The sequence below is a fragment of the Trueperaceae bacterium genome, assembly GCA_023954415.1.
Taxonomy (GTDB): Bacteria; Deinococcota; Deinococci; order Deinococcales; family Trueperaceae; genus JAAYYF01.
Genome location: JAMLIB010000007.1, coordinates 91,332 through 105,553 on the forward strand (window position 1 = coordinate 91,332; position 14,222 = coordinate 105,553).

At 66.6% G+C, this 14,222-nt stretch carries 13 protein-coding genes; 11 read left to right on the top strand and 2 right to left on the bottom strand.

What is annotated here, in order from left to right; all coding sequences use genetic code 11:
• Positions 1–28 precede the first annotated feature (28 nt).
• Positions 29–787 (bottom strand): amidohydrolase family protein, encoded by a 759-nt coding sequence (locus M9914_10240; protein MCO5174556.1) that lies wholly within the window; start codon positions 785–787, stop codon positions 29–31.
• A 282-nt stretch (positions 788–1,069) separates the two neighbouring features.
• Here M9914_10240 and M9914_10245 point away from each other — a divergent pair, with 282 nt between their 5' ends.
• A complete protein-coding gene (locus M9914_10245; GenBank protein MCO5174557.1) occupies positions 1,070–1,807 on the top strand; it encodes a GntR family transcriptional regulator in 738 nt (245 codons plus the stop codon).
• A 130-nt stretch (positions 1,808–1,937) separates the two neighbouring features.
• On the opposite strand, the gene M9914_10250 is transcribed toward M9914_10245, so the two are convergent.
• Positions 1,938–2,939, bottom strand: coding sequence for a succinylglutamate desuccinylase/aspartoacylase family protein (locus tag M9914_10250; protein MCO5174558.1), 1,002 nt, complete (start codon positions 2,937–2,939; stop codon positions 1,938–1,940).
• A gap of 176 nt (positions 2,940–3,115) precedes the next feature.
• Here M9914_10250 and M9914_10255 point away from each other — a divergent pair, with 176 nt between their 5' ends.
• The 10 genes from M9914_10255 (at position 3,116) to M9914_10300 (ending at position 14,196) form a co-directional block, all read left to right on the top strand.
• Positions 3,116–3,868 (top strand): amidohydrolase family protein, encoded by a 753-nt coding sequence (locus M9914_10255; protein ID MCO5174559.1) that lies wholly within the window; start codon positions 3,116–3,118, stop codon positions 3,866–3,868.
• Positions 3,869–3,995: 127 nt separating this feature from the next.
• Positions 3,996–5,492 carry an ABC transporter substrate-binding protein gene (locus M9914_10260; protein ID MCO5174560.1) on the top strand — a complete coding sequence of 499 codons (1,497 nt, stop codon included), beginning with the start codon at positions 3,996–3,998 and terminating at the stop codon, positions 5,490–5,492.
• A gap of 78 nt (positions 5,493–5,570) precedes the next feature.
• Positions 5,571–6,488, top strand: coding sequence for an ABC transporter permease (locus tag M9914_10265; GenBank protein MCO5174561.1), 918 nt, complete (start codon positions 5,571–5,573; stop codon positions 6,486–6,488).
• Positions 6,485–7,354: an ABC transporter permease gene (locus M9914_10270; GenBank protein MCO5174562.1), complete on the top strand. Its 870-nt coding sequence runs from the start codon at positions 6,485–6,487 to the stop codon at positions 7,352–7,354. Before M9914_10265 ends, M9914_10270 begins: the two co-directional genes overlap by 4 nt.
• 150 nt (positions 7,355–7,504) lie before the next feature.
• Positions 7,505–8,461, top strand: a complete 957-nt coding sequence (locus tag M9914_10275; protein ID MCO5174563.1) for a carbohydrate kinase family protein — start codon at positions 7,505–7,507, stop codon at positions 8,459–8,461.
• A complete protein-coding gene (locus tag M9914_10280) occupies positions 8,458–9,492 on the top strand; it encodes an extracellular solute-binding protein (protein MCO5174564.1) in 1,035 nt (344 codons plus the stop codon). Before M9914_10275 ends, M9914_10280 begins: the two co-directional genes overlap by 4 nt.
• Positions 9,493–9,629: 137 nt before the next feature.
• Positions 9,630–10,727, top strand: coding sequence for an ABC transporter ATP-binding protein (locus M9914_10285; GenBank protein ID MCO5174565.1), 1,098 nt, complete (start codon positions 9,630–9,632; stop codon positions 10,725–10,727).
• Positions 10,724–12,379, top strand: a complete 1,656-nt coding sequence (locus M9914_10290) for an iron ABC transporter permease (protein MCO5174566.1) — start codon at positions 10,724–10,726, stop codon at positions 12,377–12,379. The genes M9914_10285 and M9914_10290 overlap by 4 nt, the downstream gene beginning before the upstream one ends.
• A gap of 74 nt (positions 12,380–12,453) precedes the next feature.
• A complete protein-coding gene (locus tag M9914_10295) occupies positions 12,454–13,320 on the top strand; it encodes a ketose-bisphosphate aldolase (GenBank protein ID MCO5174567.1) in 867 nt (288 codons plus the stop codon).
• 60 nt (positions 13,321–13,380) lie between these two features.
• On the top strand, positions 13,381–14,196 hold the full coding sequence (locus M9914_10300) for a MurR/RpiR family transcriptional regulator (protein MCO5174568.1): 816 nt from the start codon (positions 13,381–13,383) through the stop codon (positions 14,194–14,196).
• The last annotated feature ends 26 nt before the right edge of the window (positions 14,197–14,222 follow it).

Consider the following 14,222-nt stretch of genomic DNA (forward strand, 5'->3'; position numbering starts at 1 on the left):
GTCACAGACACTATGTGTTTCCTCCCCGTCAGTCGAGCTTGAGCAGCTTGCGGGCGGTGCCGCCCAGGATCTTGGCGCGCGACTCCTCGCTAACGTCCATCTCGCGGATGGGGTCGAGGTTGTACTTGAAGCGCCACGTGCGGTTCGGGTTGGCGTCGGAGCCGTAGAGGATCTTGTCGTCCGAGCGCATCCAGTCGATCATCTCGGGGCCGACGCGCGGGATGAGCCTAGCGATCTGCGCGAACGTCAGCGTCGTGTCCAGGTAGACGTTCGGGTGCTTGCCGGCGATGTAGGGGTCCGGGCCGAACGGGTTGCCGTGCGCGATGATCATGGTGGTGTTCGGATGCCGGATGGCGAGCTCGTCGATGAGGATCGGGTCGCCGAAGCGGATCACGCCCTCGCGCAGGAACACCCCGCCCGTGTGGAACAGGACCGGCAGGTCGAGCTCGGCGCACTTCTCCATGAGCGGAGAGACGCGGGGGTCGTCGATCGAGAAGTGCTGGATGGGTGGGTGGAGCTTCAGGCCGCGGAAGCCGTGGTTCTTGACCAGCTCCTCGAAGTCCTTGACGGCGTTCTTGCGGGTGGGGGTGACGGAAGCGAAGCCGGCGAGCCTGCTCGGGTGCTTCTCGACGAGCGAGGCGATCAGGCGGTTGGACTCCTCCAACTCCTCCTGGTCCTGACCGAGCGCTAGGACGACGGAGAGCTGGATGCCCTCCTTGTCCATCTCGGCGAGGAAGTGATCGACGTCAGTCCTCGGCTGTATGTGGGTGTGAAAGTCGATTACCACTGGACCCTCCGACCTTTCTGGCCCGGCCGGCGGTCGTGGCGGACCAGTTCTGGATGTGGCGGCGTTGCGGTCGTGCGCTTACCCGGGGACGCCCCAGGCTATATGTCGACTGTCGACAGCCACCTAGCGCAGAACATAGCACAGGCGGGCGCGCCGCATGCGGGAGACGCCACGACCCGACCGATATCGCGCCGACATGGCGCGAGGCCGGTAGACTTGTGGGCATCGACCTGCCGGGCTGGTGGTGGTAGGTAAGAGCGGGGTGGGAGGGCCCCACGATCCATGACTTCGCATACCGGTAAGCACACGACCAAGAGGAAGAACCTCACGGAGCACATCGTGTCCGTGCTTACCGAGCGCATAATCCAAGGTACCTATCCTCCCGGTGCGCCCCTGCGCGAGATAGAGATAGCCGATGACCTGGGTGTCAGCAGGTCTCCGCTGCGCGAGGCTCTACGGGTGCTGTCGCAGCAAGGGCTGGTCGAGATCGCCCCGGGCAAGGGCGCCAGGGTCGCGCCGTTGACCGTGAGGGCGGCTGGAGAGTTCTACGACGTCCGTGCCGTTCTAGAGGCCTACTGCACCCGGCTCGCGGTCGAGGTGTGCTCCGACGAGCAGTTGGCACAGCTCATGGAGGCCTTCGCCAACCTCGAGAAGGCGGCCGCTGAAGGCAACATCAAGGACTTCCAGTCCCAGAACACCGACTTCCACCTCCTCCTCTACTCCTTCTGCCAGAACAAGACGCTGGTGTCCCTCGTTGACACGTTCTGGAAGCGCGGCGCGCGCTACTCGCGGTTGCTGCGTCTCGATAGCGGCAGGTCGACGGGGATCCTCGAGCGGAAGCGGGAGTTGGTCAGGTTGATCTGGAGCCGGGACGCCTACGGGGCGGCCGAGTGCGTGCGCGGCATCATCCTCTCGGGCAAGGTGCAGGTGGCGGCGGTGATCGCCGCGGGAGTCCCGTTCACGTACGGGGAGTGGGCCAAGACGCGGCAGCGCGTATCCGAGGCGGGTCTCACCAAGTAACGAAGCGCGAAGCGAAAAGAGTTATAGCTCGCCGGGGCGAGCTATAACTGCGGTCACGCGAGTGCGCCACACGCCGTCCTGGCCGGCCGGGCGGCTGGATCGACGCGAGTCGAGCCGGCGGCGCTGCGGCTCAGGCCAGCGGTCTCAGCGGCACGGCCGATTGGCCGTCGCCGATGATGTACGCGTAGTCGCCCGGTTGGACGGCCGACATCAGGGCGCGCATCTGGAAGATGATCGCGTCGTCCCACGGCGCCAGGATGCGCCCCGTCTCCTCGAGCGTGTAGGGGTCGAAGATGGTGCCCAGCACGGTGTCCTTCGCCAGGGGCACGTTGAGCTCCGCCAGACCGACGTGCGGCACGAAGATCCCGCCGGTCGGTATGCGGATGAGGGTGCGCTTGGTCATGACCACCTGGGAGTCCGGCAGGACGACCTCTCCGGCGACCATGCCGTAGTGGACCATGATGTTGCGGACCCCACGCAGCGCTTCCTGCATGTACTCGCCGTTCTGCATGAGCAGGCTTCCGCCTATCTCCGGAACGATGCACGGCACGCCGAGCTGGGCCGCGTACGCGGTGAGGGAGCCCTCGAAGAACGGTCCGCGGTAGGCGACCTTCAGGCCGAAGAGCCGCGACAGCTCGTGCGTCTGCTTGGCCCACTCGTCCTGCGACTCCTTGATGTAGATGTAGTGGATCAGGCGCTCCACTGAGCCGCCGTCGATGTGGATCACAGCCGTGCAGCGCGGGACGAGGTCGGCCAGGGCCGCCGCCAGGCGCTCGGAGATCCACCCGTCCTTCTTGCCGGGGAACACGCGGTTCATGTTGAGCATGTCGAACGGCGTGTTCCTGGTCTCCTGCTCGAGCGAGAGCGGGTTGCCGACCGGTACCAGCAGCAACGTACCGGACAGCGACTTGGGATCGGTGGCCGCGAGGAGCTCCTTGATCACCTTGGTGGCGTAGATCTCCTCGCCGTGGATGGCGGCCACGACCATCAAGGTCTTGCCGGGCCGCGAGCCGTGCACGACGTGGACGGGGATCGCCAGGTCGTGGCCGCTCGACAGCCTGCCAACGTGCAGGTTGGTCATCCCGGTTGTGCCCGGAGCTACGCTCACGTCTTCGAGTCTGAACGGGTCCATCTCTGCCTCCTCGTTTTTGTCGACAATCGCTCGACGTGGAGTGTATGTCGAGCCCGGGACCCTGTCAATCACTGCCTGGATAAATGCGTGATGGACGGAGAACTTGACAACGGTAGAAGCCACAATGCTATCTTCGTGGAAGTCGACAATCCCCCCAAGCTCAAGAGGAGGTCTTTGTGATCATTGACTTTCACACCCACGTGCAGCCCGGCACCGACCTGGAGGCCTTCCTGGCGGAGATGGACGCCCAGGGGATCGACATCTCGGTCATCCAGTCGTTGGGGGCCGACCAGGAGACGCTCGACAAGGCCAACCCCCACATCGAGAAGGTGGTGGCTCAACATCCGGACAGGTTGATCGGCTTCGCGTCCGTGATGCCGACGCACAAGAACGCCGTGAAGGACCTGCAAGCGCTCATCGCCTCCGGCTTCAAGGGCCTGAAGCTCCACCCGCCCATCCAGCACTTCTCCGTGGACGACCCGCGCCTGGCCCCGCTCATGGACAAGTGCGCGGAGCTGCGCATACCCGTGCTCTTCCACACGGGCGGCGTCTTCCTGAGGACGGGCGTCATCCGCTTCGGTGATTCGCTGCTCTTCGACGAGCTGGCCATCCGGCACCCGGACACCACGATCATCATGGCGCACGGCCAGCCGTTCTCCCACGACCCCTACATCGTGGGCAAGCACCCCAACGTGTACATGGACACCTCCGTGCGCTTCACGAACATCGCGCGGTTGATCCCCAACATCGGTCCGGAGCTGCTGAGCTGGATCAGGTCGGACGACAAGGTCATCTACGGCTCCGACGCCAGCCCCACGAAGCTCTGGCGGTTCAAGCACAACCTCGATCCGATCAAGGAGATGGCCTTCACCGATGAGGCGCGCACGAAGATCCTGAGCGGCACGGCCAAGCGCCTGCTGGGGCTGTGACTCGTCGTCGACGATCGGAGGTGACCTCGCCAACCAAGCGGTCAGGTGGTTACGCAGCTACTCTCACCCTAGAAGGGACGTGAACGAAGTGCGCAAGGTACGTTCGTTACTACTGATACTCCTCCCGGTGGCTCTCGCGCTGGGCGGCTTCGCCGCCGCGCAGGGGCAGCGGGAGGTCGTGGTAGGCCTCGCCGGCGATCCCCCGGGCGGCGACCCGCACAAGGCCCGCGGGGCTCAGGGTGGACACATCCTCTTCAACCTGCATGCCGGGCTCGTGGAGCTCAGCGGTGACATGGAGAGGGTGTCTCCCATGCTCGCCTCGTCCTGGGAGCAGCTCGACGCGCTCACCTGGCGCTTCCAGCTGCGGGAGGGTCTCGCCTTCCACAACGGCGAGCCCTTCAACGCCGCCGCGGTCGAGTACTCGTTCAAGCGCCTCATGGACCCCGACGCGGTCCGCCTGAACTCCGACTTCCCCAACTTCGAGGCGGTCGAAGCGGTGGAGGACTACGTAGTCGAGGTCCGGCTCAAGGCCCCGGTCCCCAGCTTCCTGGCGGTGTTGGCCGGCTTCCTCGTCGTGCCCCCGCAGTACACCTCCTCCGTCTCCGAGGAGCAGTACGCGCTCAACCCGGTAGGCATCGGCCCCTACAAGTTCGTCAGCTGGCAGCCGGGGCAGCCGTTCGTGATGGAAGCGTTCGACGGCTACTGGGCGGGTAGGCCGGCCGTGGACCGCCTGGTGTTCCGTCCGATCCCGGAAGCGTCGACGCGCCTGGCGGAGCTCCTCGCCGGTACGGTCGACATCATCGCAGCCCCGAACTACGACGACCTGAAGCAGATAGACGGCAACGCTGCCACCCGGGTGGAGGCCGCGCCCGGTAGGCGCACCGTCTTCTTGAACATGGACCACATCGCGGGCCTGGAGCCGCTGCAAGACGCCCGCGTTCGCCAAGCCATCGCCCACGCCGTTGACAGGCAGCTCCTGATCGACACGCTGCTCGGCGGCTACGGCGAGCCGTTGGCCACCCTGTGGCGCTCGGACATGTTCGGCTACGATCCGACGCTGGAGCCCTACGCCTACGATCCCGACGAGTCGGCGCGCTTGCTGAGCGAGGCCGGTTACCCGGACGGCTTCGCCGTGCGGATGCTCACCAGCGAGATCGTCATCAACAAGGGCCTGGAGGTCGCGGAGGCGGTCGCGTCGATGCTCACGGACGTGGGCATAGTCACGGAGGTCGTCGTCGTGCCCGATCAGGTCAGGCGCAACATGTACATCGCCAACGTCAACCGCGACAACCTCCAGCCCGGCGAGGTCGAGCCCATGTGGCTTGCCAACTGGGGCGCCGGCATCCCGGACGCCACGAGCGCCCTGCTCGGGCTGCTACACACCTCCGGCACGTCCTCGTTCACGAGGATCCCCGAGCTGGACGCCCGGATCGACGCCTTCGCCTCGGAAGGCGACGACGCGGTCCGCCTGGGCATGGCCCACGACCTCCAGGACTACCTGTACGCCGAGATGCTGCAGGTCCCGCTCTTCCTCCAGGCGAACCTGTACGGCGTCAACGAACGCCTCGACTGGTCCGCGCGGAAGGACGAGTACGTGCTTGGGATGGACATCTCCATCCGCTAGCCCACCGCTGAACGAACGGCTGCTCGGGCGCGCGTCCTCGCGCGCCCGAGCAGCTCGGAACCTCTGGAGGGAGACTGGATGGCGGAGTACCTCGCGGGGCGCCTCGTCCAAGCGCTGCTCGTGATCCTCGCGGTGACGGCCTTGGCCTTCGTGCTCCTCAGGGTGGTCGGCGACCCTGCGCGGCTGCTCATGAGCCCGGAAGGGTCCATGGCCGACCTGGAGTCGATCAGGCGCGCGCTGGGGCTGGACGCGCCCCTGTGGCTACAGTTCGTGCGGTTCCTCAGGGGCCTGGTCTCTGGCGACGTCGGCACGTCGTACACCTTCGGCCTCCCGGCCTTCCAGTTGGTCTTCCAGAGGGTCCCTTACACCGTGCTGCTCACCATGGGCGCGCTCTTGGTCGGGGTCCCCGGCGGCATCGCGCTCGGGGTCACGGCGGCCGTGAACCGCGGCTCCGCCGTCGACACGGTGGCCACGAACCTGGCCGTGCTGGGCCGCGCCGTCCCCAACTTCTGGCTGGCCATCATCCTCATCCTCTTGTTCGGCGTGCAGCTCAGGTGGCTGCCGCCGTCCGGCTCGGGAACCTTCCGTCACCTCATCATGCCCGCCATCACGCTGGCCACCGGCTTGGCGGCCATCGTCGCGCGCTTGACGCGCTCCAGCATGTTGGAGGTGCTGCGGGCCGACTTCGTCAGGACCGCCTACGCCAAGGGCCAGACGCCCATGAAGGTCGTCTACCGCCATGCGTTCAGGAACGCCCTGCTTCCCGTCGTGACCATCGTCGGCTTGCAGATGGGGCATCTGCTTGGGGGCGCCATCATCACCGAGACCATCTTCGCGTGGCCGGGCATCGGCCGGCTCCTCATCCAGTCCATCAACGACTACGACTACCCGGTGGTGCAGGCGGCCGTCCTCGTCATCGCCTTCGGCTTCGTGGCCCTGAACCTGCTCGTCGACCTGCTGTACGCGCTGATCGATCCCAGGGTGACGTACCGATGAGCCGGCCCGCGGGCGGGCAGAAGCGGCCCGGTTACTCCAAGGCGTTGCTGAGGAGGCCGGCAGCGGCGCTCTCCGTGGCGTTCCTCCTCGTGTTGGCCGTCGCGGCCGTCGCCGCGCCGTACCTCGCTCCGCACGACCCGGCCAGGCAGAGCCTCCGCAGCCGGCTCCTCCCGCCCGTGCCGTTGGTCGGCAGCGAGCAGACGCACGCCCTCGGCACCGACCAGTTGGGCCGCGACGTCCTCAGTCGGCTCATCCACGGCGCCCGCGTATCGCTGCTGGTCGGGCTGTCCGTGGTGGTCATCGCGGCGAGCATAGGGACGGGCCTCGGGCTGGCCGCCGGCTACTTGGGCGGCCGGGTCGACGCCGTGCTCATGCGTACCGTCGACATCTTCTTGGCGTTCCCGTTCTTGCTGCTCGCCATCGTCTTCATGGCGACCCTGGGACCTGGTCTCAAGAACATCGTCTTCGTGCTCGCCCTGACCGGCTGGCTCGACTACGCCCGGACCGTCAGGGCTCAGGTCCTGGCGCTGCGCGAGACCGAGTACGTGACGGCCGCCGAGGCCCTAGGGGTGGTCAAGTCGGGCGTCATGTGGCGGCATATCTTCCCGAACATCCTCGCCTCCGTGATCGTGATCGCCAGCCTCCAGGTCGGCGCCGTCATCGTGGCCGAGGCCTCGTTGACCTTCCTGGGGTTGGGTGTTCCGCCCGCCATCCCGACCTGGGGCACCATGTTGGCCACCGGGCGGCAGTACATGTCGTCCGCATGGTGGCTCGCCACGCTGCCCGGCGTGGCCATAACGTTGACCGTTCTGGCGGTCAACACCATCGGGGACTGGCTCAGGGACGCTCGCGACCCTTACCTCTAGGCCCTCCCGGCGGGGCGGTGCGCGTCGGGCCGCCAGCCGGCGCTCGGCGGCTCGGAGCGTCGCGCCGAACATGATAAGTTTACTACAGAATATTGACAGCTTCTGATGAGACTGCTACGCTGCGCGTAACGCTTCCTCCAGGAGGTTTCCGTGCCGGAGCTGGTCGGGGTTGGTCACATCTGCCAGGACCACCTCTGCGTCGTCGAGGCGTACCCGCCCGAGGACGGCTCCACGCGCATCACGGAGATCGAGTTCCAGGGCGGCGGCGCCGCGGCTACCGCCACCGTGGCGGCCGCCCGGTTGGGGATCGACGCCGCGCTGATAGGCAACCTCGGCGCTGATCGCATCGGCGACGAGATCGCCGACGAGCTCCTGCGGGAGGGGGTGGACATCTCCGCCGTCGATCGCCTGGAGGGCGTCAGGAGCCTCTCCTCCTACGTGATGATCTGCCCCACGCGGGGTACCCGCACGAAGTTCCCCTTCAAGGACCGCATGCCGCCCATCGCGTGGAGCGAGCGCCAGCGAGAGGTGCTGAGCGGAGCCAAGGTCCTGCACCTTGACGGGACCCACTACGAGAACGCCGTGCGGGCCGCCGCACTCGCGAAGGACCACGGCGTGACCGTCTCGCTCGACGGCTCCACGCGGCAGAGCGACAACGCGCTGAACCGCAGGCTCGCCGGCATGGCCGACGTCCTCATCACCAACTCCGTGTACCCCATGCTCGTCTCCGGCAAGGGGAGCTTGAGCGAGGCCCTCCTGGAGATGAGCACGTGGGGGCCGGAGTTCGTGGCCGCCACGGTCGGCCAGGACGGCGTCTACGCGGTCCTTGGGGGCGAGGTGAGGCACTACCCGGCCTTCAGCGTGGCGGTGGTGGACACCACCGGCGCGGGCGACGTGTTCCACGGCGCCTTCCTGGCGGCGCGCCTGCGAGGGAAGGGCGTGGAGGAGTGCATCCGGTTCGCGCAGTACGCCGCGGGGAAGAAGTGTGGGCAGATGGGTGGACGTCGGGGGATCCCGGACTGGGCGACGGTCGAGTCCGGGCTCGAGGCAAGCAACGCGAAGAACGCAACGCCGAAGCAAGCAACACCCAAGGAGGTAACGAAGTGAAGCGCACCGTCCTGACAGCACTAGCAGCCCTGTTGGCCTTCGTCGGCCTGGCTCAGGCCCAGAGCGACCCGTCCGTGACCGGCACGCTGGTCATCTACACGACCACCTACGACATCGAGTACAAGCTCATCATCGAGCAGGGCTTCCAGGGCAAGTACCCGAACGTGAAGGTGGAGTCGGTGCAAGCGGGCGCCGGCGAGCTGAAGACGCGCATCCGCTCCGAGGCCGCCAACCCTCAGGCCGACGTCATGTTCGGTGGGCTCAGCTACGCGGACGCCGGCCTGGGCCTCTGGGAAGAGTACGTGTCCTCCACGGACGCCAGCCTGCCCGAGTCCATGCGGAACACGAGCGGTTACCTGACGTGGATGACCATCCAGCTCGAGAACCTGCTCGTCAGCTACGACGCCGCCAAGCGCGCCGGCATCGACGCGGACGAGATCACGGGCTTCCGCTCCCTCCTCGACCCCCGGTTGAAGGGCAAGCTCATCTGGGCCGACCCCTCGGCGTCCTCGTCCGCCTGGAACATGCTGGCCACGATGTTGGTGACCATGGGCGGCTACGAGAGCGACGCGGCGTGGGAGTACGTCGACCAGCTCCTCGCCAACGGCCTGGTCATCGGTTCCAGCTCCAGCATCCCCTTCCGCTCCGTGTACGAGGGCGAGTACGTCGTCGGCCTCACCTACGAGGCGCCGGCCGTGTCGTACTACGAGGCCGGGTTCGACGACACCGTCAAGATCGTGTACATGGAGGAGGGCACCTCGGCCTTCCCCTTCGCCTCCGCGATCGTCAAGGGCGCGCGCAACCTGGACCTCGCCAAGCTGTTCATGGACTACGTCGTCTCCGACGAGGCGCAGACGTTGTGGGCCACCTCGACGGCGCGTCAGGCGAACACCACCATCCCGACGACCAACCCGTACCTGACGGACGCGGCCGACATCCTCATCGTCGACTCCGATCATCAGTACCTGAGCGACCACCGGGAGGAGATCCTGGCGCGGTTCCAGGCGCTGTACGTCAAGCACAACAACTGACTTCAGAGCCGCTGGAAGTCGGACCCTTCCCCGGCGCGAGCGCGGCCGCGGAGCAAGGTCGCCAGGGCGCTCACGTTCAGCGCTGGTAGGAGCCCCGCCCGCCGCGGCTCCTACCAGCCAGGGGAAGGACCGCGCGGATGAGCGTCAGCATCACCATCGAGAACGCCGTTAAGCGCTACGGCGATGCGGTGATCATCCCGGATCTCTCGCTGCGGATCCGCGAGGGGGAGTTCTTCACGCTGCTCGGGCCGAGCGGCTGTGGCAAGACGACCCTGCTAAGGATGATCGCGGGGTTCAACTCCATCGAGGGCGGCGACTTCTACTTCAACACCACCCGCATCAACGACCTCGACCCCGCCAGGCGGAACATCGGGATGGTGTTCCAGAACTACGCTATCTTCCCGCACATGACGGTGCGGGCCAACATCACCTTCGGGCTGCGGAACCGCAAGCTGCCGCCAGACGAGATCGCGGCGCGCACGGACGAGTTCCTCTCCCTGGTGCGCATCGCCGAGTACCAGGACCGCCTGCCAGAGCGCCTGTCCGGCGGCCAACAGCAGCGGGTCGCGCTCGCCAGGGCCTTGGCCATCCATCCCGACGTGCTCCTCATGGACGAGCCGCTCTCCAACCTCGACGCCAAGCTCCGCCTGGAGATGCGCGAGGCGATAAAGGAGATCCAGCGGAGCGTCGGCATCACGACCGTCTACGTCACGCACGACCAGGAGGAGGCCATGGCGGTCTCCGATCGCATCGCCGTGATGAACGGCGGGGTCATCAGGCAGATCGGCACTCCAAGGGCGCTCTACCAACGACCGGCCGACCTCTTCGTGGCCACCTTCATCGGCCACACCAACGTCCTGCGGGGCGAGCTCTATAGGAGCGGCCCCGAGGCCGGCGTCTCGGTCGCGGGCGCGCGCGTTCCGTTGACGACCCTCGCCGACGACGCGGGACCGCAGAGCGTGAAGGTCTCCATCCGGCCCGAGGAGTTCTACATCGCCGCGCCCGGCACCGGCGTCCTCCAGGGGACGGTCGAGCGCAGCGTGTTCCTGGGGCTCAACACGCACTACCACGTGCGGCTGCCTTCGGGCGAGTCGATCGAGATCGTCCAGGAGTCGGTCATGGAGGACCCGACCGAACGGGCGGGGGTCGTGTACCTTGGCATCAAGGCCGAGAAGATCAACGTCTTCGACGAGTCGGGCGCCGCTTCGTTGATGGCCGCCGGTACGGCCGTATGACCCGCTCGCCCAAGCGGCTGGAGCTGTGGCACCTCGTCAGCATCGGCATCCTGGCCGTTTACGTGCTGTTCCTCGTCTACCCGCTCCTAGGGATGCTGAAGGACTCCGTGCTCGGCGCCGACGGCGCCTTCTCGCTGCGCTACTTCCAGCGCTTCTTCAGCGAGCGCTACTACCTGAACACCGTGCTGAACAGCTTCAAGCTGTCCTTCGCCACGATGTGCTTCGCACTGCTCGTCGGCATCCCGCTCGCATATCTCTATAACTTCTACGTCATCAGGGGCCGCTCGATCGTCCAGGTGCTGATCGTCCTGAGCTCCATGTCCGCCCCGTTCGTCGGCGCCTACGCCTGGATCCTGCTGCTCGGGCGCTCGGGTCTCATCACCCGCTTCCTGCGCAACTCCATCGGCATCGAGATCCCGACGATCTACGGCTTCAACGGGGTCGTCCTCGTCCTCACGCTGCAGCTGTACCCGTTGGTGTTCCTCTACGTCAGCGGGGCGCTGCGCAACGTGGACCGGTCATTGCTCGAGGCCTCGCAGAGCCTTGGCACCAGCAACCTGAAGCGCTTCTTTCGCATCGTGTTGCCGCTATGCATGACCTCGATCCTCGCGTCCGCCCTGCTCGTCTTCATGCGCGCGATGGCGGACTTCGGTACCCCCCTCGTCATCGGCGAGGGCTACCGGACCTTCCCGGTCGAGATCTACAAGCAGTACGTCGGCGAGACCTCGCAGAACTACAGCTTCGCCGCCGCCATCAGCGTGGTGGCCATCGCCATCACCGCCATCGTCTTCCTCCTGCAGAAGCTCGCCGCCAACCGCTTCAGCTTCAAGATGAACGCGATGAACCGCATCGAGCCGAAGCGGGCCAAGCCCCTCGCGTCGGTGCTGATCCACGCCTTCACCTACTTGGTCGTGACGGTGAGCATGCTCCCCCAGGCCTACCTGGCCTACAGCTCCTTCCGCAAGACGAACGTCTTCGGCAACTTCGTGGCCGGCTACTCGTTCGACAGCTACCGCGAGGCGTGGCGCTACGTGAGCAAGGCGTTGCCGACCACGCTGCTCATCGGCGGGCTGAGCCTCGTGGTGGTCGTCCTGATGTCCATCCTCATCGCCTACATGGTCGTCAGGCGCCGCAGCGTCCTCAACAACACCATCGACACGATGTCGATGCTCCCCTACATCATCCCCGGCTCCGTTGTCGGGATCGCCCTCGCGCTCGCCTTCAGCTCCCGCCCGCTGGTCCTGACCGGGACGGTGCTGATCATGGTGGTCGCCATGTGCATCCGCCGGAGCCCGTACACGATCAGGAGCAGCGTCGCGATCCTCCAGCAGATCCCGGTCGCCACGGAGGAGGCGGCCATCAGCCTGGGCGCGTCCAAGCTCAAGACGTTCTTCCGCATAACCACGCCCATGATGGCCAACGGCATCATCGCCGGCGCCATCCTGAGCTGGGTCACCATCCTGACGGAGCTGTCGGCCTCGATCATGCTCTACAGCGCCAAGACGCAGACCCTCACGCTGACCATCTACGTCCTCGTCAGCCGCGGCGTCGACGGCCCCGCCTCGGCGGTCGCGACCATCTTGATGCTGTTCACCGTGCTCTCTCTGGCGCTCTTCATGCTTTTCTCCAAGAACCGCGACCTGGCTTTGTGACGAGTGGTCGCGTGACGAACGATCCGGCGACCACCTTAGACGTGAAGAACGGCAGGCCCTAGGAGGGGCCGATCATGGGATATGTGTCTTGCACAGAGATGATGGAAGATGCCAAGCGCGGCGGCTACGCCGTCGGGCAGTTCAACCTCAACAACATGGAGTCGATACGCGCCTACCTGCTCGCCGCGCAGGAGCTGCGCTCCCCGGTCATCCTCGGGGTGTCGAGCGGGACCGCCAAGTACATGGGCGGTTACCGCACCATCGTCGGCACGGTGAAACCGTTCATCGACTTCCTCGGTATCACCGTGCCCGTCGCCCTGCACGTCGATCACGGCAGCTACGACGAAGCGCTCGAGGCCATCGCGGCCGGCTTCAAGTCGGTCATGTTCGACGGGTCGGCTCTGCCCATCGAGGAGAACCTGCGGCAGACGGCGCACCTCGTCGACGTCTGCCGTGAGGCGGGCGTGTCGCTCGAGTGCGAGGTCGGCGCCATCGGTGGGGAGGAGGACGGCGTCGCCGCGATGGGCGAGTGCGCCGATCCGGAGGAGTGCCGCCTGCTAGCCCAGCTCGGGGTGCAGATGTTGGCGGCCGGCATCGGGAACATCCACGGCAAGTACCCCGCCGACTGGCCCGGGCTGCGCTTCGACGTGCTCGAAGAGGTCGGCCGGGTCACGGGCGGGATCCCGCTCGTGCTCCACGGCGGATCGGAGATCCCGGACGCGATGGTCCGCCGCGCGATCGACCTCGGGGTCTGCAAGGTCAACGTCAACACCGAGTGCCAGCTCGCGTTCGCGGCCGCCGTCCGTCGCTACATCGAGGAAGGCAGGGACCTCAAGGGCAAAGGCTTCGCCACCAGGGCCCTGCTCGCCGACGGCCTCGAGGCGAGCAAGCGGGTCGCCATGATCAAGATGGAGCTCTTCGGCAGCGCCGGCAAAGCTTAGGATCGGGCGAGGGTCGTCGACCGCGGCCGAGCGTCAGGGCCGGCGGAGGTTAGGAGAGTAGTGGAACTGGCTGGCTTCCATGGCTCGGAGGCGTTGCGACTGCGTGTCCTCCAGAAGTACGACGGCCTCAGTCGGGCGGAGCGCAGCGTCGCCGATGTCGCCCTCGCGCGCGGCGCGAGCCTCATCGACTGCACCATCGCCGACCTGGCGAGGGAGAGCGGCGTGAGTGAGCCAACCGTCGTCCGCTTCTGCAACAGCATCGGCTTCCGCGGCATAAAGGAGTTGAAACGCGCGGCCGTCAGCGTCCCGACGCGAGCCGGTCCCGCGGGCGAGCGCGTCGAGCTGGACGAGGTCGACTCCGAGGAGAAGCTGATCTCGTTCGTCCTCGACCGCATGCAGGACGCCTTGCGGGAGACGTTCGAGACCTTCGACAGGGAGCGGTTGGCCGCCGCCCTCGACCTCCTGGAGGACGCCCGGTTCTTGCGGGTGGTGGGAACGGGGGGCTCGGCCATCGCCGCGCGGCACGCCCAGCACTACTTCAGGAGGCTCGGGATCCCGTGCGCCACCTTCTCCGTCTACGAGCCGGAGGAGGTCGCCATGGAGCGCTACGACCAAGGCGACGTCGTCCTCGCTTTCTCCATGTCCGGCAACACGCCCCTGGTCGTCGACATCGTCGCCGATGCCAAGCGCAAGGGCGCGAGCGTCATCTGCGTCACCTCATGGGGCGAGAACCGCCTGCGCGAGCTCGCCGACGTCTCGCTGCAGACGCCGTTCTGCGGCGAGGGCGCCATCTACGGTCACCGCGCGCTGGAGCGCACGGCGCAGCTGGCGGCCGTCAACCTGCTGTACGCGGGTCTGGCTTTGCGACGCAGCTAGCCGGCGGCGCCGGCCGGTCGCCGAGC

Coding starts and splice junctions, on each gene's coding strand:
- M9914_10245 (MCO5174557.1), top strand. CDS start 1,070: ATGACTTCGCATACCGGTAAGCACACGACCAAGAGGAAGAACCTCACG.
- M9914_10250 (MCO5174558.1), bottom strand. CDS start 2,939: ATGGACCCGTTCAGACTCGAAGACGTGAGCGTAGCTCCGGGCACAACC.
- M9914_10265 (MCO5174561.1), top strand. CDS start 5,571: ATGGCGGAGTACCTCGCGGGGCGCCTCGTCCAAGCGCTGCTCGTGATC.
- M9914_10270 (MCO5174562.1), top strand. CDS start 6,485: ATGAGCCGGCCCGCGGGCGGGCAGAAGCGGCCCGGTTACTCCAAGGCG.
- M9914_10285 (MCO5174565.1), top strand. CDS start 9,630: ATGAGCGTCAGCATCACCATCGAGAACGCCGTTAAGCGCTACGGCGAT.
- M9914_10290 (MCO5174566.1), top strand. CDS start 10,724: ATGACCCGCTCGCCCAAGCGGCTGGAGCTGTGGCACCTCGTCAGCATC.
- M9914_10295 (MCO5174567.1), top strand. CDS start 12,454: ATGGGATATGTGTCTTGCACAGAGATGATGGAAGATGCCAAGCGCGGC.